Raw genomic sequence first — 19,122 nt, forward strand, 5'->3', positions numbered from 1 at the left:
AATGCAGCCACATGACACATTTACCGGCTCATACCAGCCCGGTGACGTGGAATTTCTGCTAAAGCCGGTAGTCATTGAGATGACGCCGGTTGAGCAAAAAGAAGAGCTGATTCAGTCAGGGAAGAAACATTATTCGGACATGCTCAGTCAGGAGCCAGCGCCAACACAATGGCATCTTGATTTGTTTCACCGGGCGCTGGATCGGGGCGCAGAGAGACTTGCAAAAGAAGTCACACAGCTCGCTATTGCTCTGGCCGAACGCTTCGGTGATGAGCCCATTGTACTGGCCAGTCTCGTCAGAGCTGGCGTGCCGCTCGGCGTTATGCTGCACCAGGCCCTGCGTGACATGGGGAAAACCTCATGGCATTACGGTATCAGCATTATCCGGGATCGTGGAATTGACGGTGCAGCCCTCGACGTCATTGAAGAGCGCCATGGTACCAGCGGTATTGTCTTTGTTGACGGATGGACAGGTAAAGGCGCAATTACCGGAGAGCTTGTACGCGCACTGAAAGATCGCCCGGGCTATCCTGAGCAGCCGCGACTGGTTGTCCTGGCCGATCCCTGTGGCTGCTCCTGGCTTGCAGCCAGTGATGATGACTGGCTCATTCCTTTTGGCATCATGGGTGCGCCGGTATCAGGCCTGATCTCCCGGTCAGTATGGTCCTCTGAAGGATTACATGGGTGCATGGTTTGCGAGCATCTCAGTGAATTCGAATGCAGCCGGATGCTTGTCGATACCGTCGCCCATTTCCGTAAGAAGTTAACCCCGTCATCCCTCGCTACCCTGAGCTGGAATATGGAGTCAGCCCGGGTCTTATGGCAGACAAGTCGCGACGTTATCGCGTTCCTGGCCGATGAATTTAAAGTGGACAGCGTCAATCGTATTAAACCCGGTATTGCTGAAGCAACCCGGGCTGTATTACGTCGGGTACCGGACCATGTATTTGTGCGTTCTATTGACGACCCGGACGTTGCCTTGCTTGTAGGGCTTGCTCGTGAAAAGGGAATAGTTGTTACAGAAATGGGGGGAACCCTCGGCCAGTATCGGGCTGTAACCATTATCAAGAAGGTACTCTGATGAAAAATCGTCTTTCTCCCTGGAATCTGGGAGCCACGCTATACATGCCTGCAACACGGGAAGATATTGCTGATGCCGTCCTGCACGGGAAAATCCCGGGTTTGCGCTCTCTGGTGATTTGCCTGGAGGATGCTGTCAGTGAAGCAGACATCCCCATCGCCCTCAAAAATCTGGAGCACCTGCTGCACGAGCTCAGTAACAGCATGCGTAGCCTGGGTAAAAATGACTGGCCTCTGGTGTTCATTCGCCCTCGGCATGCCGAAATGGGCAGATGGTTAAAAGCGCATTATGATCTTTCCGCTGTCGATGGGTTTGTGTTGCCGAAATTTACCCTCAGTTCGTTAGCTGAATGGTGGGATATCATGGGCGGGACTCACCTGTGCATGATGCCAACGCTGGAAACAGAAGACGTCTTTGACGTGGTTCAGATGCGCGAGCTGGCCACTCGCCTGGTGGAACATCCCTGCCACGACCGCATTATTGCGCTTCGAATCGGCGGCAACGATCTTATGAACGTTGTGTCGCTTCGCCGCCCCCGGGACCTGACGCTGTATGACAGCCCGATGGGCTACGTCATCAAAATGCTCGTTTCAGTCTTCGGCCCGCGTGATTTTGCCCTGACCGCGCCCGTATGTGAGCATATTGACGATCATGCCGTTATGGCCAGAGAGCTGGCTCTTGATATGGCACATGGGCTTGTTGGGAAAACGGCCATTCACCCGGGTCAGATAGAGGTCATTCAAAACGCGCTGATGGTCACTCAGGGTGAGTATTCTGACGCTCTGCGGATCCTGAACTCTACCCAGGCCGTGTTTAAGTCGCAGGGAGCAATGTGTGAACCCGCCACACATCGCCGCTGGGCGGCTGGCATTCTGGACAGAGCTCGTTTTTATGGGTTACAGAACGAGCAAAGCGCTGATGGAATCAGATTACTTACCGTGACCCAGCATCATTAAGGAAATCATAATGGGGTTCAGGTTCAGAAAGTCGATCAACATTATTCCTGGCGTTCGCCTCAACCTGAGTAACGGTGCACCGAGCCTGAGTGTCGGGCCGAGAGGTGCTTCCGTTTCTTTTGGTAGCCGGGGGACCTATGCCAATCTGGGCTTGCCCGGTACCGGGCTGAGTTACCGTACCCGGCTTGACCGGGCCGCGCGTTCCGGAGGTGGAAACCGGACGGCAACCGACCCGGGGCTCAGACAGGCGCTTGAGCAGGAAGCCGCTGAACTCATGTCAGCGGTAACCGCAATCCGTAATATTCACGAGCTGACGCCGGATCCAAAAACAGGCATCAGCTGGGCAGAGCTGGAAGCAGTATACCTGCATAACAGAACGTCGCCTTTTCAGGTTCCGGCACCGGTGCGTCCAGAAAAGCCAGACTACCTTGCATTGCCGGAAAAGCCTGCCGAGAGCGAAGGCATTAGTTTTCTGGGTAAATGGTTTGAATCGGAATCAGCTAAAGCTGAGCGCCACGCCGAAAATCTTCGCCGGTGGCAGCAGGAGCTGATTGATGTGGAGCGTGAGAATACCCTTCGACAGCACCGGTACCAGCAACAACGGACGGCCTGGGCCGAACAGTATGCAAACTGGAAGTTTGAAGCAGAAGAACATGAAAAACGGCTCGCCACGGCTCAGGCAGATGCCCGGCAGCAGTTCCGGACAGACGCCGCGTTTTTCGAATCATACCTGGCGGGTGTGCTGGCAGAAACTGAATGGCCGCGTGAAACGATTGTTGCATTTGAAGTAAAGCCGGAGCTATCAGCAGTCCTGCTGGACGTTGATTTAGCTGAGATTGAAGATTTCCCTGATAAGATTTACGGCGTTAATGCCCGGGGCACGGAGCTGACGGAAAAAGCCATGACGCAAAAAGCCGTACGCGAAAACTATGCCCGCCACGTCCATGGCTGCTTGTTCCGCCTGGTCGGTATCGTTTTACATACGCTACCTTTCGACAACGTGATTGTGTCAGGCTTTACGCAACGGGTCAGTAAGCGGACCGGCTATCTGGAGGATGAGTATATCCTGTCCTGCAAATGCACTCGCAGCCAGATGTCGTCAGTAAATTTTGCAGGCATAGAACACATTGATCCGGTTGAAGCGTTAGGCGATCACCCGGTTATTCGAAAGATGAGCAGTACCTTCATTTTTCAGCCTATTGAACCACTAACCCTTTAAGCAGGCTAAATCTTACGATGCAATTAAATACCAGACAGGCCCGGATTTTTAAGCTTGCCAACTTACTGGGCACCGGCAAGCCCGTTTCCGCTGCCGACATTATAACCAGTCTGGAATGCTCAGAGCCGACATTAACCCGGGCCCTCAAAGAGCTACGCGAGTCATATTCTGCGGAGATCAAATACAGCAAGGCAGGTCATTCCTACCATCTCGTTAATCCGGGCCAGCTGGATAAAAAGACCCTTCGCCGGATGAATGAAGCGCTCGCACAGAATGCTGAACTGAAAACCGGTGAGTCTACAGGGAAGGTCGTACTCGATAAGGATAAAAAAACAGCCGTGTCCTTATCGCTACGCATGCGGATCTTAAGAAAAATTGACCGTCTGGCTGCGCTGAGTGGCTCGACCCGAAGTGAAGCGGTAGAGAAGCTGGCTCTGCACTCCGTTGACGAACTGATAAAAGAATACAGCGCTAAAAAGTCCTGACGCTAAATCTCAGACCGGGGTGAAAACCCCGGTTTTGTCATATTTTACCTCTGTATTGGCGTGACGTAGTTTTGATCTATTCTCCTCCCGCAATGCCAGCAGCGCCTTACTGACTACAAAACCTGGTGTCTTGACATCCTCTTGTGCTACACATCAATCTTTGGGCGTTTTACACTCCATTCATGCAGATCTGTGATGTATGATGAATTTCATACATAAGACAGTTTATTTGTCCGAGTTTTTTCAGAAATCTTATATTCCAGTCCGGTCTGAATTATTTTTCTGTTGATAAGAGGCCATTCACATGTCGGTAATTCTATGGTGGTTAACTTATTTCTTTAATGCCGCTTCTGAGTATTTAATCTCCACCCGACAGATGTCGTGCCGTTTTATCAAATCAACAAACCCTGGCCTCTTCCTGAAACTACTCTCCTCTTCCGATCTCTTAAGAAGGAATTACATTTGAGACGCTTACCCGTATATCTGCTACTCGACACGTCCGGCTCTATGCACGGAGAGCCTATCGAAGCGGTTAAAAATGGCGTTCAGACGCTGCTTACCACGCTGAAACAGGATCCGTATGCACTCGAAACGGCTCACGTGTCAGTGATCACCTTTGATTCTTCAGCCCGACAGGCAGTCCCCCTGACAGACCTCCTGAGTTTCCAGATGCCAGCACTAACAGCCAGCGGCACCACGTCTCTTGGCGAAGCGCTTTCCCTCACGGCCAGCTCCATTGCCAAAGAAGTACAGAAAACGACGGCTGACACTAAAGGTGACTGGCGTCCCCTTGTATTCCTGATGACGGATGGAAGTCCGAATGATGACTGGCGTAAAGGCCTGAATGACTTTAAAGCGGCCAGAACCGGCGTTGTTGTGGCATGTGCAGCCGGGCATGATGCCGATACCAGCGTCCTCAAAGAAATCACTGAAATCGTGGTTCAGCTCGATACAGCTGACAGTTCGACGATTAAAGCTTTCTTTAAATGGGTCAGTGCGAGCATTTCGGTAGGCAGTCAGAAAGTGGAGTCCAGCAAAAAAGAAGTGATCGGTCTTGAAGACCTGCCACCGCCGCCGCCAGAAGTAAATGTGGTCTTATAATTTTATTGATTAAGGGGATATCATGTCTGTCAGTCTGAGCAAAGGCCAGGGCGTAAGCCTGAAAAAAAATGAATACGATCTCTCGTCCGTTACTATCGGCCTCGGTTGGGATATTAATGAGGAAAAGAAAGGTTTTCTCGGCGGGATCTTTGGTAAAAAAGAAGAAGAATACGACCTTGATGTGATCGCTTTCCTGTGTAATTCAGCCGGAAAGGTGACCGATCTCGGCAATGTGGAAAATGGTAAACCAACGCTTGTGAATGGCGATATCATCTTTTTCAACAGCCTTCGCCATAAGTCAGGCAATATCTGGCTGACGGGCGATAACCGAACCGGAGCCGGTGACGGTGACGATGAGCAAATTATTGTGCGCCTGAATTCCCTTGACGCTCAGTACGAGAAAATTGTGTTCATCGTTCAGATCTACAATGGTGAAAAGCTCCAGCAGCACTTTGGTAAAGTTCAGAATGCCTTCATCCGGGCAGTAGATGCCCGTAATATTGAAATGGCACGATTCGATCTTTCTGGCGGACCCGCCTTCGCCAGCCAGCGCTCCATGGTCTTTGCCGAGCTGATACGCGAGGCTACAGGCTGGAAACTCAGGGCAATTGGTGAGCCTTCAGAATCAGATTCGTTTGTCTCGCACCTGAGGAATTACATGTGATGCGCCGCCTGCCTGTTTACCTTGTTATCGACACATCCGGCTCGATGCGCGGTGAGTCAATCCATTCCGTTAACGTTGGAATTCAGGCGATGCTTAGCGCTCTTCGCCAGGATCCCTACGCCCTCGAAAGCGTTCATATCTCCATTATCACCTATGACAATGAGGCGCGTGAGTTCATTCCTCTCACGCCGCTGGAAGACTTCCAGTTTTCTGACATCGTTGTGCCAAGCGCAGGCGGGACGTTCACCGGTGCTGCCCTTGAATGTCTGATGCAGTGTGTTGAACGGGATGTACGTCGCTCAGATGGTGATACCAAAGGAGACTGGCGTCCTCTGGTATTCCTGATGACTGATGGAACCCCTTCTGATGCCCTGGCGTACGGTGAAGCGGTAAAAGCGATTCGCGGCCGGGGATTCGGATCCATCATTGCCTGCGCCGTTGGTCCTAAAGCAGGCCATGAGCACTTAAAACAGCTCACCGATAAGGTTGTGTCTCTGGAGACGCTAGATTCAACCGCGTTTGCAGGTTTCTTTAAATGGGTATCGGCCAGCGTGTCTTCCGGCAGCACAAGCGCGGGGATTAATAACGGAACTGATACCCTTCCCCCTCCTCCACCAGAAATCCAGCTGGTGCTCTGACAGACAGAAAGGTGCTGTTTCCGGGCAGCACCTTTCTGTACAGCAACGTTTTCTGCTGGCCGTACCAGCCGTACGAGGAAAATTATGAGACGCCTTCCCGTGTTTTTTGTCCTGGACTGTTCAGAGTCCATGATTGGTGAAAACCTGAAAAAAATGACTGATGGTCTGCAAATGATCGTCGGAGATTTAAGAAAGGATCCACACGCACTTGAAACAGCCTGGGTCTCGGTAATCGCATTTGCCGGTGTAGCCCGTACGATTGTACCTCTTCACGAAATTGCCTCGTTCTACCCTCCCCGCCTTCCCGTTGGCGGCGGTACGAGCCTTGGAGCTGCATTGCGTGAGCTGACCGTGCAAATTGATACCCAGGTCAGAAAAACCACTCATGAGGCTAAAGGCGACTGGAAACCCGTCGTGTATCTCCTTACCGACGGACGTCCGACTGACGACACAACCGCAGAAGTGAAGCGCTGGAAGGATCACTACGCGAGTAAAGTGAATCTCATTGCCGTTGGCCTGGGGCCGTCAGCGGACCTGAATATCCTGCGGCAACTGACAGAGAATGTCATGCTGTTCACCGAATCTCAGGAAGGGGACTTTACCCGCTTCATCAAATGGATCACGGCCTCGGTTACGGCGCACAGCCGCAGCGTCGGGGACGACAAACAACCTGAGCTCAGCCAGACTGAATACATAGTCCGGCTGGCCAAGGACGAGCCAGTAAAAGCGTACGACGAAAACTGCGTTACGCTTACCGGCCGTTGCAGCAAGACCCGTCGTCCGTACCTGATGAAGTATGAACGGCCACCAGCAAGGGTTTCCGGGCTCGATTTCAGTCTGAACCTGAACAGCTTTAATATTGCCGGATGCTATCCCATCGATGAGGACTATTTTGCGTGGTCAGATGCCACCGCTACCGGTTTGCAGGTAAATACCAGCGAACTGCATGGCGTACCGGGTTGCCCCCACTGCGGTAATGCCAGTGCGTTTGCCCTGTGCTCATGCGGAAAGTTGCTGTGTATTGACGGCCCGGATGACGTGATCTGCCCGTGGTGTGAAACAGGCCTGTCATTCAGCAATGATGGCGGAAACACTAACTTCGACGTAAACAGAGGGAGAGGTTGATGTCGCAAAATGCTTTACTTGAAGAGAAGATTATCCGCTTAGTTCTGTCTGAGCTGGGCCACCCTGTTGAAGGTGAGCGGCTTTTACTTCTATCGCAGGACCCATCCCTTACCGAAGAAATTATGCGGCTTAAAGAGCGGATTGAGAGCCTTGCACAGGGTTTATCTGCGCGGGTTAGCGAAGGTGATAACGACGCAGAGATTGCCGCCTCGTCAGCATCCAGTCTTTCCGATCAGCAACAAACGGTCGTAAGTGTTGCTGATAACCCGGGCATTGACGCTACCGATACATCAGCACTGCAACCCCTGCCAGAAAATGAGCCTCATCCTCCGTTCTGGAAGCTGATGCCTTATTACGAATTTGATAAACCAGCACAGAGGGAAGACGAAAACCTGTCTTCCCTGGTATTAAAACCCGGGCAGATACCGACAGGCCAGCAGCGGGCCAGCTTAGCTGTGCCACCTGCCGTTCCCCCGAGAGCTAAAATAACGATCCCCAACGCCCGCGCAGGCGAACGTTTCTCTTCGCCGGTTGCTATCGTTCTGGGTGAGGGCCAGCAGGCTACTGTCAGGGACGTTGTCTTTCCCCGGAACATTGGCCTGTCTTTTGACAAAGAACAGGAGTTGCTGACAGGTACTCCCACCGAAAGCGGCGATATAGAGCTTTCAGTAATCTGGTCATGCACGTCGCACGACGAATGTGAAACAAAACAGCTATTTATAATCAATCCCGATCCGAGAAGCCTGTGGAAGGTGGTAGAGCCACCAGCAGACGCTCCCTACCCTAAGTCCCATCTGGACGCTGCTGGCCTGGTCAGGGGTGATATACGTATTGCTGCCGCCAGTCGCCGGGGACGCTCTCATGAGCATGCCGGAAGCTTCAGAGATGACGACTTCTACATCAACCACTGCCAGGAAACAGGATGGTCTGTCATGCTGGTCGCAGACGGAGCCGGTAGTGCGGTAAATTCCCGGGAAGGCTCCCGGATTGCAGTCAAAACGGCTGGCGATTACCTTTTAAATCAGCTCAGTGGTGTGAAAGGCGTCCATTTAAAGCAGCACATCACGGCGTGGGAAGGGAGCGATCAGCAGGCAACAATAAACGCCATGCTTCATCATTTTAAACAGGCAGCTACGCTCGCGGTCAACAGTATCCAGAACGAAGCCATTTGTGCAGAACAACCTGTGAAATCCTATTCAACAACCCTTCTGGCAACTGTAGCGCTACGAACTGATAACGAGCTGTTTGCGGCTGCATTCTGGCTTGGTGATGGTGCGATAGGTGCATACAGCCCTTCCGGTAAAGTCAGGATACTGGGAAATCCCGATAGCGGAGAATACGCAGGACAAACCCGTTTCCTTGACCAGAGCATTATCGCAGACCCCTCGTTTAGCGGCCGCATCAGCGTGGGTAAATGGAATGATGTATCTCACTTGATCCTCATGACAGACGGCGTCTCAGACCCTCTGTTTGAGACGGATAATGGGCTTCGCAGTGACGAAAAATGGACCCGTCTCGTTGATGAGCTCAACCCTGTCCTTACAGACGCCAGTATTGCGCCTGAGAGGTTAGGCGACTGGCTTAACTTTTTCTCCACAGGGAACCATGATGACCGCACTATTGCGGTGTTGTGGTAAGGGATACGCTTTTTCGGTGATCAATATGGCAAATATCGTTACGTGCAAAACAAAGGACGGCGAAACAGTCCAGTATGTTGACGAGGTAATTGGTTCGGGCTCGATGAAGGATGTTTACTTTTCGCCTGATAAATCATACGTCGTCGCTTTTTATCATAAACCGCAGAACGAGCAGGCCCGGGATCGGATTGATATGATCACCGGACGCTACAGGCAAAACATTTTTGGCCAGTCCGGAGGTGAATACTGGAAGGACCTGTTTTGCTGGCCGACCCATGTTGTTGAGCATGGGCATAAAATCGGCATCGTGGTTCCAACCTACAAAAGCTACTTTTTCTTTAAATACGGCTCTAAAAACGATGATTTTCTTGGCATAAAAGGTCGTGAAAAGGAAGGCAAATGGTTTGCCAGCGCCAGCAACCAGAACAAATTTCTCGACCCACGTGAACGAGGCAATACGCTTACCTATCTCAAGGTCTGTCTGCTGCTGACAAGAGCCGTCAGAAGGATGCATGCGGCAGGTCTCTGTCACAGCGATCTAAGCTATAAAAACGTGCTTATCGATCCAGAAATGGGACATGCCTGCATCATTGACGTAGACGGCCTGGTTGTCCCTGGAAAGTATCCTCCCGACGTGGTGGGCACCCCGGATTTTATCGCTCCGGAAGTGGTGAAAACCAGTCATCTTTCCAAAGAGGATCCGAACCGCGTATTGCCAAGCATTACTACTGACCGTCATGCGCTGTCGGTGCTTATCTACATGTATCTGTTCTTCCGTCATCCGCTACGTGGCGGAAAAATACATGACATGTCGGATGAAGTACGTGATGAGACCTTATCTATGGGTGAGAAGGCACTCTTCATTGAACATCCGACAGACAAAAGCAATGCAGTCAAAGTCAGTCAGCTATCGTCCTTTTCACTGCCCTGGGCTGACCCGGAGAAAATTCCTTACACCATCATGGGCCCTTATCTGACACCTTTGTTTGAGCGCGCCTTTATAGATGGCTTACACGATGCCACTAAACGCCCGACCGCCGATGAGTGGGAAAGCGCCCTGGTTAAAACAGTCGATCTGATACAGCCCTGCCAGAACAAGGCGTGTGAACAGAAATGGTACGTTTTCTCGGGTAAGACAAAGCCGGTTTGTCCCTACTGCGGTACGCCATACAAGGGTAAATTACCGGTTCTAAATTTATATTCTTCCCGAAAGGAAGGCAGTTATCGTCCTGACGACCACCGGTTGATGGTGTGGAGCGGGCAGTCAATCTATGCGTGGCATGTGAATCGCCTCATTGCGCCAAATGAGCGTACAACCGATTTGCAAAGGAAACGAGTTGGGTATTTTGTTTTCCATAACGATCAGTGGTGGTTAGTAAATGAAGGCATAAATGGGCTTATGTCATTACCGGATAAACGACAGATTGCCATTGGGGAAAAAATTGAACTGACGAATAACGCTCAGTTTGTTCTGTCAAAGGAGGAAGGCGGCAGGCTGGTCGTCGTTCAGTTAGTAGAAAACTAACGGACGCCCATAACGACTAAAACGTTCTGGCAGCATACTGAACCTGTTTAATGAATCACTATATTAAGCTGTGTCAAATTTAAGCTGCCAGAAAAACTGACTGTCTGTGCCGGATATGCGGTACACCTCCTGCGGCAAGGGTTTAATGCGCAAAGCCCAATTTATTTATAAGAGTGAATAGTTTTGTGGCTCTACCCTGCCGCTCTCCTTTCCTGTGTCATGGTTTTTAACATCTGAAATACTGACATTGTTAAGCCGGTGATTGTATAAGGCGATGCGGACAATCTCATGAAGATATTCAAGTTCGTTTTGTGTCAAGGACTGGCCTTCCTGGGTTTTTGAAATCATTTCCTGCCAGCAGATCAGTCTTTCGTAACTGACATGTTCGCTGTTTTCCAGGCAGTGCAACCTGAAATAGCGAAGGAACAAAGGAAATTCATCGGTCTGAGCGATGTCATAAGCCCGAACCGTTAACCTACACAGACATACAATCGTATCCTGCTGTAACCTGACTAACGCGTTATGACTGCCCGGAAGGATATCAGGCAATTTCATCTTACAGTCAGCAAGGCGCTGAAGAAGAGGCCCTTCCTCTGAAGGCTCCCGTCCCCGATACTCCTGAAGAGGTTCAGATTCAAGTTCATGCATTAATGGATGATATAGCCATTCCCGGGAACTGGTCTCATCAATGATCAGGCTTTCAATGCACTCACTGTATGTTGTTTTACGTCGCCCGAGCTGCACCTGACTGATTTCATATTCAATATCTGGAAGATCGATACGCAATGCGGCAACTCTTTCGGAAGGATGAAGGTGGTCAAAGGTTAACTTCGCAGAAATGCTACGATCCCTGTCCAGAAAGACGGCCACACATAAATCATTAACCTTTACGAACAGATCAGCTGTGCCTCCGAACATACTGCCGCTTCCAATAACCTCATTCAGTGAAACCGGCCCACCATCGTCGCCAGCGAGAAGATTTGGGAAACCAAGAACCTGGTGCTCGTTGATGACTTCAATAATTTTTCCCCGGATGGCTTCCATCAGACCATCACAGTCACCGGCTACAGCAGTACTGTGTGAGAAATGCCAAAGCTTGACCTCCCCCTGCTTTGCTAACAGATCAGTTTTGCAAGCGGGGCAGATGCAGTTACAGTCGATACCCCGGCTGACCTCTGTAATATCTAAAAAGAGTCCTGATTCTCTCTGGAGTCCAAATGGAATACCAAATGTGTAACTCTTACGCATGGCTGCACCCCGTTTTTGATAATTATTCAAACTATATCCGAAATAACGGAGGAGGATTTCTGTAAAACGAATTAAAAGAAATGATTTTTTAGTTTTCCAGATTAATGTTTGACAAGAATCAAATGAGAGCCTTACAAATATGGAGAGAGAAGTTTAGGTAAAGTAACTTTTATCACAACTTCTAAAATTAAGGAGAATATCGGATGTATTTAGCAGTGGGCTTGGCTTATGATTAAAGTCTTTCTCCGAACTTAATAAGAAAGTTAAAAAGACAGGCTATTACAGTGCCTTTAGCCCCGAAAGGGGCATAAACTATTTTCAAATCCAGACACAGTCTTTTTGTTGTGCCAATATCAATAATTACTCGCGAACAAAGGTCCACACACTCGCAGGAACTTTGTCATATAACTTTTTCATTGTCAGTTCAGCTTTACGATGATCATAAGCACCAGAAATTTCAAGAGAGGCGACACCCGAGTTTTTTTCACATAACCTTTCAAATACTTTTTCGAGCGTTTCGAACGAACTACACTTACGGAATTTCATTAAATAAGACTGCTTTGTGTCAGACATAATCAACCTTCTTTAGACAGGCCTCAACTGGCCAGGGATAATCTTAATATCATTTTTCACTTAAGCCTAACGATTTCACAACCTTTTTCGTTGTTTCCACCCTGTTCATAACCAGGTACATGAGTGCTAAAATGACTGTAAATAAAACCAGTGTATCCCGGTGAGCAGGATGAAGAATCAATCAGTGATCAGACAGTTTTCGGAAAGCGAATTGCATCAGCAGCTGGAAACGTTCGGCAACCATGATAAACAGCTTTCACGCTTGATCCGTTACTTTTCCCATCTGAGATACAACACAGCTAAAACCTATCTGCACTGGCTACGAGTATGGAACGAATGGTATCAGGCGAATGCCCGGTTGCATACAGACTGGCCAGTAAGTTCGCTCCCCGTGTCTGAGGAAGCTCTGCTGGCGTTTATGGGGCATCTTGAAGGCAAATTGTCACGAAGCAGCATAAACAGCTGTCTTCAGGCCTTAAACAGTATCCATAAAAAAGGGCTTAACCTGCCCGGGATTATTACGTCTGAAGCATGGTACATGCTGGAAGCCTTAAAACAATCGGAAGCCCGGAAGCGAAAGACGACTAAACAGGCAACTCCCTTTCTTATTGGCGATCTCAAGGCTCTGATAAAGTTACGCAGTACTACAAACTCAGTTCGTAAGCTTCGTGACCTGTGCCTGATCTGGACAGGCTTTGAAACACTGCTCCGTTCATCCGAAATTCGCCGTATACGTCTGAAAGATCTGTCTCTGGATAGTATGACCGGTGAATTTAACCTGACGGTATACCGTACAAAAACGAACATCAGTACACTTCTTACCTACCGGCTGACACGTCAGTTAACTAACTGCCTCTTGAGATTGATGAACCTTGTGAAAATGGATCAGCACAGTCATCCGGATGAATACCTTTTCCAGGCCGTAAATTTCCATGATACAGGCTATATGCCACCCGGCTGGAAGCTTCGGAGTAAAGGGAATGAGCTATCTGAGCTTCTTAAACGGCATAACCTGCCCTACCGTGCTAAACAAAGTCTTCTGAACGATGAAGATGAGGAAGACACTGTGGACGATGCCGGTATGCTCAGCAAAAATTCCCTTTTACGGGCATTTAAAGAAATGTGGAATGAGCTTTATCCAAATGAGACTAAAACCCGTTACTGGACAGGGCACAGCGTTCGTGTAGGCGGTGCGATACAGCTGGATATTGAAGGTTACTCGCTACCACAGATTATGGAAATGGGGAACTGGTCGAATGAAGAAATGGTTATGCGCTACATTCGCAATATTGAAGCTGGTAAAAAAGCCATGATCAAGCTTATGCGAAATGCCTTTGATGAATAGCGCCCTCACGGGCGCATAACTTTATTTTTTCTTGAACGGGTTAAGTCTGGTGAGATTAGAGAGTGCCCCTCCCGGAGGCAAAATTCCCGTCCTTTTATATTTGTACACGCCATTTAATTTCATTGTCTGGATTCCAAGATTAATAAGCGTGACAAGTTTAAGGGTATACAGGAGTGTAAATTGGGGAGCAACCTGAATAAAAACTAATAACAAGCCTGCACACATTACACGTAGCCATGCCGCGTACTCCATGCTCAGCGGACGCTTGAAATAGAATCTTTCGAGCAAATCAACTGTCTTATTACTGATCCACGCCGCCGCCACTGAGAGTAACAACACGATGCACACCATAATGCCCAGTTCCATTTTCACTCCCTTCTCTTTTAGTCTGTTTAAGTTGAGGCTTAGCCACAGTAGTTTTGTTTTTTGCTTTTTTCTTAGGTTTGGTATGGTGAAACAGAAAACAATCCACCATTACCCAACCATTTTTATATCGAGCCACCAGCATCTTCTGGCTGGGGTAATGAGCATGAAACAGCATTTTCACGTCCATGGTGCCCATCAACGACTGTTTGCGCTTTAGCTCATCCTCAGCCATCTGAAATTCTTGTAAGAATTCTGAAGACAGACGCTGACGCAGAATTCTTATGGCACTGGAGTTTTCATCATTCTTTGCCAGGTGCCCGAAGCGTACAAGTGCCTTGTGGGTTATCTGGATGGGTCCCAGATGAGAGCTGAGCTGTTCGTACTGCCAGAAGTAGGTCAAATCCACCTTAACCCAGCTGATGCTGTCCAGCAGAGCCTCGTTCATGATGGTTCCGGACATAGGTACCATTGTCAGCCTGGCCAGACGCATATGTATGTAGTCCGTAAGCAACCTCAGCGACTCAGGAACGTTTTTATTGAGTAGGAGATGCTGAAGCACCGGGGTTGCGGTCTGCCAACACAGATTGCGCCCGTCAGGCAGGAAAGCAAACTTTTGATCGTCAGGCGCAGAGTTCGAAGCGTTTTCCTTACGAAGCAAAAAATAATGGCCGCACAGCAGCTCTGCTCTTACCTGGTCCTCGTCAGGGTCATGTCGGGCTTTACTTAGATCAACGGTTAGCACAACGCGGTTAATCGCATCAGCGTGATATTTTTTTACCCAGACGCAGACACGATAGAGACGCTCATCGATTTTCTGGCTGGCTGTGGAAATCCATTGCATTGTTGTTCCTTAATTTTCGGGGCTGACAATGAAAATGCCCAGCTCAGCCCCCGGCACGAGTTCTGTATATTTCAGGCTCAGCTTCCGTTGGTTGGACGGACCCTGGCTGTTTTCAGGAGCCCAGTCAGAGAGCGTTTTTAATTGAGGTATGTTGCCTGCTGCGAAAATGGGCAAGGATGCTTTTACTACTGAATAATCAGTCTCAGCATATTTATTCCCGTTTCGTTCCTGCCCTTCAGGCCTAAATGCAAAAATGTGAGCAATCGGAACAGGGAAAGAGTTAGTTCGACAAAGGCGATAAGATTCGCCCTGCTTCAGTGGGTGAAATTCAAGACGGTGTAAAGCCTTATCGATATTAGACACGACATTCAAATTGGTAGTTGCTACATTTTTTACTTCTGAGGCTCTCCTGCGCTCCAACAAACTCACAAGTTGCTCTGCTGTTTTAACTTCCTGGTTTCGGTTTAGCCGCCATGAAAAAGTAACTTTTTTAAGCTGGGACTTGATGAAAAGGATATTTCTTGTTGAGTGCATAGCGACAAGGCCCGGGAGCTTCTTGTGCACTTTATCAAAACGGACATTCTTTTTATTATCGATACGCCTCATTGCCGCAGCAAAATCATTTTTTGCTTCGTTTATAGAAGTGATCAAGCTTTCGAGAAGATCTGCTCTTTCGGGGACAATGATTAGACCCGGGTATTTAGTGGTTACTTTGGTGGAATCATGACTTAATGACTCTATGTCATCCACACAGATGTCAGTAAGTGCCTGAATAATTTCCTCAACCGAAGCATCGTCTTTAATACTAACCCTGATGGGTTTAACCTGCTTCAAGCGCTCTTCTGTTCTAGATACGGTGGAGACAGTCATCAGGTTTGCCATCATCGGGGGGGTGTTCGAAAGAAAACACTTGAGCGAGTCGATGCGTTCCAGAATCTGGTCACGAAAATAGGGCAAATCGTCATAACTCATACGTTTCTCCAGGCTCATGTTATTTCCAATCAATTTTGCTGCCCAGGCTGACCTTGCAGAACATAAATGTCATGTAAACCTCTAAAGAAGTCATTTTGAAACAGCTTTCACAGCATGCGATTTATGTTCGATAGGGCTCATGAACAAAGGATGATAATGGAGACGCCATGGATAGTGGATAGTCTTACCCACCTGGGTGATCCGATTGAGGCGAAAACGACCATTTATACAGTCAACTGACCAAAGCCCGGGAGAAACTAACCTCTTCCAGCGGTAAAAAGAGAAACCTGCAACACAGAGGTCATGCTCCAGGAAATGTTGAGTTTCGACGACGCGAACTTTTATCAAAAACCCCAGCATTGGCGAAAACCAGATCAACAACCATGTTGGCGGCAGGATGACTTTGTTCAGGAGATGATCTGTCATAAGCAAGGCAGATAACATCAGAAAACTGATAGTCAACCACAGGGCCATCCAACCGGCCCATACGCGGCTCTGACAGGGTTTCCATTCGAGAAGAAAAAGTTTTTTATGCATTCTGCCCCGCCTAATTTTAATGTATTGCCGAAGTATGCTGCATCATGATGGTGGTGCGGGGAAAGATTTCAAACTTCCACAATTCTGAAGCCGTGTTCCAACCATGAAAGATCCCGTCTCCACAGCGAGTGTTAAAAGCAAGAATTTCATCCCTGACCTGGTAAGCGAGCACTTCTGGCATATCAATAAACTCAGGTAAGGAAAGAAGAATTCCATGGATAACTTCTCCGGTTAACTTACTCATAACCTCTTCCTCAGACAGGGCAGCGTCCGGGAACAAACACAACGGAAGTGAAAAACAACATAGGTCAAGACCAATAGCAGCCCTTCCTGCGTCGTAGCCTTCTTCATTAACGACAAAACGAAAGAATTTTTCTGTCTCACCCCGTAATGATGACGGTCCTTCAGACGGAACTTCAATACCACTGAAGACTTTATCGGTCCAGTTGGTAAAAGGACTGGTGAAAACCCAACAAATTAAGGATAACGCCAGCTCTTCCTTAAACATACGTTCAGTGCCGGTAGTTCTGGAAAGTTGCTTTTGAGTACTCATGTTTTACCTGTTGCATGAAATTATTGATGTTATATAAACACAACCGGCATTTTATCTAATAGGTTTGAAAACACTAAAAATCGCAAATGCTGGTACCTTTCTGTTTTAAGAGATTTTCAAGGTAAAGTGAGGCTAGATCAATTGGCTGGTTCTCTTCAAGACAGGCTCGCACAAGATCTTCAATAGAGACCGAATCAACCCCCCTTCCCTGTAAAATTTCTTTAGCAGATGCCAGCGTTTTATGAACGCTTCGACTTAGTTGTAATCTGACTTGTGTGCGGGTATCAAAAAGACAATCTTCTGTGACACTTTGTGAAACGGTTCTACTCATTGAAAAATCACTCCATTTCTGGGATCGAATGAAAATTAACAGCTATAGATGTATCAGGTTTCCCATTTTCTACGATACTCAACCACGTACGCGCTGAGATTTGTTGTTCACAGACGAGTATGTAACCTGTTCCCTGTTGATGATGTAGCTCAAGAGCTTTTAGGATAGGCTCTGAATGAGGTCCGAGAGCATCACGCGTGTGAATAAGCGTTTGCTCTGGCAATACGTTGCTAAGCATAGACAGCAGAACATTACGCTCATCCTCATTATCCGACAAAACAAGAATTATACGAAAACCCGTTTTTATACGAAATCTGATTTCTGAAACTAACTTTCTTAATCTTAATTTATATATGACCAGGCGGAATCGAGTCATCAGTAAAGAGACCACTGTGAAGATAACGATTACTGCGCCATATTTTGACCTGTAGAACCACCAGTTAAGGCCTCCAGCAACTATCAGGATTAACATTAAAATTAAACTCCCATAGAAAAAAAGTGCTGGGTAGCGAGTTGTCTTTCCTTCAATTAGTGCTGAGGCAAATATCAAAATGGATATTCCGTAAATTACCCAGTCAAAAATACTTTCTCCAATCATTCTTTAGTGAACATCCTTAAAAGTGGAAATGTAGGTTTATGGGTTTATGCATTTTCCTGATGGCCTTGACAACCAAGGATTTCACAGAAATTGTCACAGTGTGAAGCTGTAACAAAGCGCTCTCCACGTTCGAATCGCTCAACCAAATCCTTTCTTACTTCACTTCCAGGTTTCTGGAAGATGTACTCAAACTGGAGATCCTCGGCCGTTGAAAGTAGTCGTTCTATGCTGAAATCAACATGGTAAAAGCAAAACTGATTATCAACCGGGGGAAAGTTGCTTTTGGTACTGTTCTCGTTTTTGGATTTTAGTTCATTCATGAGCTCTCCTTGGTTGAGAACAGTATACAAATCTCTTTAGGGATTTTTTTTCGTTAATAGCACTTTTTTGAGTTTAAAGAGTATGTTCATACCAGAGCATTAGAGGCTACGAAAAGGATAATGGAATTAGAAAGATAGATTTTAAGTGGTGATGTAAGGTGGGATAGGTAGAAGAGGAGTAGACGCTTGTAAGCGAGGCAAAAAAAAGGCACGGAAACCGTGCCATAAGAGTATGTGAGAAAAAATCAAAATCAGGGAAAGAATCAAGCAGCTTGTGAAACTGAATCTCCAACTGCAAGATTTAAATTTCTTAGGTTATCGAAAACTTCAGATACTAAGTCATTACGGTCGTGGATTTTAATCCGCCCACCGGTTAACTCTGAAACATAAACGGTATGGCAGAGGTCAGTAACCACTTCGCCGTATTCATCAACGACTTCCAAAGATGCAATCATCGGAATATAAGAAGCCGCAGCATAGCTCTCATAAATACTTATTATGGAGTCATTGTTGCGTCGAGAAATTACCCTACCAGAAGGTAAAGCCTCATCTTCCATATAGCAATCAGATAGGTCCTCACAGAAGTCATTTTCTTTAAGTGAAATATTAAGGGTCAATTCACTGTTGATAGAGCGTGAATAAGAATATTCACTCAGTTTATAGCAAGCCAAACTTATATCACTAAAAGTTTCATAAGCTTTATAGAGGCTCGATGTTATAGACTCAGATACAAATGTTATTAGTCCAATAAAATGAGTATCCCAGAACTGTTGCAAAGCAAAACGGGCAATCATAACCTGACCATCAACCTGCATCAGTCTGTTATATTCATCCCGGTCATAACCTTTCGACTGAGAAACATCATTAGACATGCTAAGAACTTCACTACAAACATCATCATATTCAAAACGGCTAGTTGCAAAGGGCTTTGTTGAATAAATCGAACTTTTGCTGAGTTGAAGGATCAGATCACGTATCTTCCCGACAACGCAGACCGTTCCGTGGCA

General features: G+C 47.7%; 22 protein-coding genes. 11 read left to right on the plus strand and 11 right to left on the minus strand.

Translation table 11 applies throughout. The annotated features are described in order from the left end of the window. Position 1: 1 nt before the first annotated feature. The 10 genes from ACOT1A_RS20955 (at position 2) to ACOT1A_RS21000 (ending at position 10,431) form a co-directional block, all read left to right on the plus strand. Positions 2-1,081 (plus strand): cysteine protease StiP family protein, encoded by a 1,080-nt coding sequence (locus ACOT1A_RS20955; RefSeq protein WP_001585166.1) that lies wholly within the window; start codon positions 2-4, stop codon positions 1,079-1,081. Then, positions 1,081-2,037, plus strand: a complete 957-nt coding sequence (locus ACOT1A_RS20960) for an HpcH/HpaI aldolase/citrate lyase family protein (RefSeq protein WP_011152965.1) — start codon at positions 1,081-1,083, stop codon at positions 2,035-2,037. The genes ACOT1A_RS20955 and ACOT1A_RS20960 overlap by 1 nt, the downstream gene beginning before the upstream one ends. Before the next feature lie 10 nt (positions 2,038-2,047). Further along, positions 2,048-3,256 carry a DUF4236 domain-containing protein gene (locus ACOT1A_RS20965; protein WP_011152964.1) on the plus strand — a complete coding sequence of 403 codons (1,209 nt, stop codon included), beginning with the start codon at positions 2,048-2,050 and terminating at the stop codon, positions 3,254-3,256. A 17-nt stretch (positions 3,257-3,273) separates the two neighbouring features. Next, positions 3,274-3,741 (plus strand): tellurium resistance protein TerW, encoded by a 468-nt coding sequence (terW, locus tag ACOT1A_RS20970; RefSeq protein ID WP_001176767.1) that lies wholly within the window; start codon positions 3,274-3,276, stop codon positions 3,739-3,741. A 462-nt stretch (positions 3,742-4,203) separates the two neighbouring features. Next, entirely contained in the window at positions 4,204-4,842 is a 639-nt protein-coding gene (locus tag ACOT1A_RS20975) for a vWA domain-containing protein (protein WP_001253657.1), read from the plus strand. A 22-nt stretch (positions 4,843-4,864) separates the two neighbouring features. After that, positions 4,865-5,506 (plus strand): TerD family protein, encoded by a 642-nt coding sequence (locus ACOT1A_RS20980; RefSeq protein ID WP_000116681.1) that lies wholly within the window; start codon positions 4,865-4,867, stop codon positions 5,504-5,506. Beyond that, complete coding sequence (locus ACOT1A_RS20985) at positions 5,506-6,144, plus strand: vWA domain-containing protein (protein WP_001253658.1); 639 nt, start codon at positions 5,506-5,508, stop codon at positions 6,142-6,144. Before ACOT1A_RS20980 ends, ACOT1A_RS20985 begins: the two co-directional genes overlap by 1 nt. Positions 6,145-6,228: 84 nt before the next feature. After that, positions 6,229-7,269: a TerY-C metal binding domain-containing protein gene (locus ACOT1A_RS20990; protein WP_001253656.1), complete on the plus strand. Its 1,041-nt coding sequence runs from the start codon at positions 6,229-6,231 to the stop codon at positions 7,267-7,269. After that, positions 7,269-8,906: a PP2C family serine/threonine-protein phosphatase gene (locus tag ACOT1A_RS20995; protein WP_000081059.1), complete on the plus strand. Its 1,638-nt coding sequence runs from the start codon at positions 7,269-7,271 to the stop codon at positions 8,904-8,906. Before ACOT1A_RS20990 ends, ACOT1A_RS20995 begins: the two co-directional genes overlap by 1 nt. A gap of 25 nt (positions 8,907-8,931) precedes the next feature. Then, the gene (locus ACOT1A_RS21000; RefSeq protein WP_001284318.1) at positions 8,932-10,431 is read left to right on the plus strand and encodes a helix-hairpin-helix domain-containing protein; all 1,500 of its coding nucleotides are present in this window, start codon (positions 8,932-8,934) and stop codon (positions 10,429-10,431) included. A gap of 165 nt (positions 10,432-10,596) precedes the next feature. On the opposite strand, the gene ACOT1A_RS21005 is transcribed toward ACOT1A_RS21000, so the two are convergent. Both ACOT1A_RS21005 and ACOT1A_RS21010 read right to left on the minus strand, forming a co-directional pair. After that, entirely contained in the window at positions 10,597-11,679 is a 1,083-nt protein-coding gene (locus tag ACOT1A_RS21005) for a hypothetical protein (RefSeq protein ID WP_001232447.1), read from the minus strand. A gap of 360 nt (positions 11,680-12,039) precedes the next feature. Further along, entirely contained in the window at positions 12,040-12,252 is a 213-nt protein-coding gene (locus ACOT1A_RS21010; RefSeq protein ID WP_001285422.1) for an Hha/YmoA family nucleoid-associated regulatory protein, read from the minus strand. Between the two features lie 169 nt (positions 12,253-12,421). Between ACOT1A_RS21010 and ACOT1A_RS21015 the strand changes: the two genes are divergently transcribed. Beyond that, complete coding sequence (locus ACOT1A_RS21015) at positions 12,422-13,597, plus strand: tyrosine-type recombinase/integrase (protein ID WP_000795949.1); 1,176 nt, start codon at positions 12,422-12,424, stop codon at positions 13,595-13,597. 21 nt (positions 13,598-13,618) lie between these two features. Here ACOT1A_RS21015 and ACOT1A_RS21020 read toward each other — a convergent pair whose 3' ends face one another. From ACOT1A_RS21020 to ACOT1A_RS21060, 9 genes are all read right to left on the minus strand, one after another. Beyond that, complete coding sequence (locus tag ACOT1A_RS21020; protein ID WP_001805195.1) at positions 13,619-13,963, minus strand: hypothetical protein; 345 nt, start codon at positions 13,961-13,963, stop codon at positions 13,619-13,621. Then, positions 13,899-14,804: a hypothetical protein gene (locus ACOT1A_RS21025; RefSeq protein WP_001198595.1), complete on the minus strand. Its 906-nt coding sequence runs from the start codon at positions 14,802-14,804 to the stop codon at positions 13,899-13,901. The genes ACOT1A_RS21020 and ACOT1A_RS21025 overlap by 65 nt, the downstream gene beginning before the upstream one ends. Before the next feature lie 9 nt (positions 14,805-14,813). Beyond that, entirely contained in the window at positions 14,814-15,776 is a 963-nt protein-coding gene (locus ACOT1A_RS21030) for a DNA replication terminus site-binding protein (RefSeq protein WP_000119428.1), read from the minus strand. A gap of 90 nt (positions 15,777-15,866) precedes the next feature. Next, positions 15,867-16,313 carry a hypothetical protein gene (locus ACOT1A_RS21035; RefSeq protein WP_000549069.1) on the minus strand — a complete coding sequence of 149 codons (447 nt, stop codon included), beginning with the start codon at positions 16,311-16,313 and terminating at the stop codon, positions 15,867-15,869. Positions 16,314-16,329: 16 nt separating this feature from the next. Continuing rightward, complete coding sequence (locus ACOT1A_RS21040; protein WP_000107167.1) at positions 16,330-16,866, minus strand: hypothetical protein; 537 nt, start codon at positions 16,864-16,866, stop codon at positions 16,330-16,332. Between the two features lie 73 nt (positions 16,867-16,939). Next, entirely contained in the window at positions 16,940-17,197 is a 258-nt protein-coding gene (locus ACOT1A_RS21045; protein ID WP_001371933.1) for a hypothetical protein, read from the minus strand. Between the two features lie 7 nt (positions 17,198-17,204). Next, a complete protein-coding gene (locus ACOT1A_RS21050) occupies positions 17,205-17,795 on the minus strand; it encodes a hypothetical protein (protein WP_000578891.1) in 591 nt (196 codons plus the stop codon). Between the two features lie 44 nt (positions 17,796-17,839). Further along, the gene (locus ACOT1A_RS21055) at positions 17,840-18,115 is read right to left on the minus strand and encodes a hypothetical protein (protein ID WP_001004200.1); all 276 of its coding nucleotides are present in this window, start codon (positions 18,113-18,115) and stop codon (positions 17,840-17,842) included. Between the two features lie 263 nt (positions 18,116-18,378). Continuing rightward, the coding region (locus tag ACOT1A_RS21060; protein ID WP_421625531.1) for a hypothetical protein at positions 18,379-19,122 on the minus strand (744 nt) is incomplete at its 5' end.

It is taken from the genome of Enterobacter cloacae complex sp. SYL003, from assembly GCF_049236925.1.
GTDB classification, from domain to species: domain Bacteria; phylum Pseudomonadota; class Gammaproteobacteria; order Enterobacterales; family Enterobacteriaceae; genus Enterobacter; species Enterobacter intestinihominis.

Coding starts and splice junctions, on each gene's coding strand:
- ACOT1A_RS20955 (WP_001585166.1), top strand. CDS start 2: ATGCAGCCACATGACACATTTACCGGCTCATACCAGCCCGGTGACGTG.
- ACOT1A_RS20960 (WP_011152965.1), top strand. CDS start 1,081: ATGAAAAATCGTCTTTCTCCCTGGAATCTGGGAGCCACGCTATACATG.
- ACOT1A_RS20965 (WP_011152964.1), top strand. CDS start 2,048: ATGGGGTTCAGGTTCAGAAAGTCGATCAACATTATTCCTGGCGTTCGC.
- terW (WP_001176767.1), top strand. CDS start 3,274: ATGCAATTAAATACCAGACAGGCCCGGATTTTTAAGCTTGCCAACTTA.
- ACOT1A_RS20980 (WP_000116681.1), top strand. CDS start 4,865: ATGTCTGTCAGTCTGAGCAAAGGCCAGGGCGTAAGCCTGAAAAAAAAT.
- ACOT1A_RS20985 (WP_001253658.1), top strand. CDS start 5,506: ATGCGCCGCCTGCCTGTTTACCTTGTTATCGACACATCCGGCTCGATG.
- ACOT1A_RS20990 (WP_001253656.1), top strand. CDS start 6,229: ATGAGACGCCTTCCCGTGTTTTTTGTCCTGGACTGTTCAGAGTCCATG.
- ACOT1A_RS20995 (WP_000081059.1), top strand. CDS start 7,269: ATGTCGCAAAATGCTTTACTTGAAGAGAAGATTATCCGCTTAGTTCTG.
- ACOT1A_RS21000 (WP_001284318.1), top strand. CDS start 8,932: ATGGCAAATATCGTTACGTGCAAAACAAAGGACGGCGAAACAGTCCAG.
- ACOT1A_RS21005 (WP_001232447.1), bottom strand. CDS start 11,679: ATGCGTAAGAGTTACACATTTGGTATTCCATTTGGACTCCAGAGAGAA.
- ACOT1A_RS21010 (WP_001285422.1), bottom strand. CDS start 12,252: ATGTCTGACACAAAGCAGTCTTATTTAATGAAATTCCGTAAGTGTAGT.
- ACOT1A_RS21015 (WP_000795949.1), top strand. CDS start 12,422: ATGAAGAATCAATCAGTGATCAGACAGTTTTCGGAAAGCGAATTGCAT.
- ACOT1A_RS21020 (WP_001805195.1), bottom strand. CDS start 13,963: ATGGAACTGGGCATTATGGTGTGCATCGTGTTGTTACTCTCAGTGGCG.
- ACOT1A_RS21025 (WP_001198595.1), bottom strand. CDS start 14,804: ATGCAATGGATTTCCACAGCCAGCCAGAAAATCGATGAGCGTCTCTAT.
- ACOT1A_RS21030 (WP_000119428.1), bottom strand. CDS start 15,776: ATGAGTTATGACGATTTGCCCTATTTTCGTGACCAGATTCTGGAACGC.
- ACOT1A_RS21035 (WP_000549069.1), bottom strand. CDS start 16,313: ATGCATAAAAAACTTTTTCTTCTCGAATGGAAACCCTGTCAGAGCCGC.
- ACOT1A_RS21040 (WP_000107167.1), bottom strand. CDS start 16,866: ATGAGTACTCAAAAGCAACTTTCCAGAACTACCGGCACTGAACGTATG.
- ACOT1A_RS21045 (WP_001371933.1), bottom strand. CDS start 17,197: ATGAGTAGAACCGTTTCACAAAGTGTCACAGAAGATTGTCTTTTTGAT.
- ACOT1A_RS21050 (WP_000578891.1), bottom strand. CDS start 17,795: ATGATTGGAGAAAGTATTTTTGACTGGGTAATTTACGGAATATCCATT.
- ACOT1A_RS21055 (WP_001004200.1), bottom strand. CDS start 18,115: ATGAATGAACTAAAATCCAAAAACGAGAACAGTACCAAAAGCAACTTT.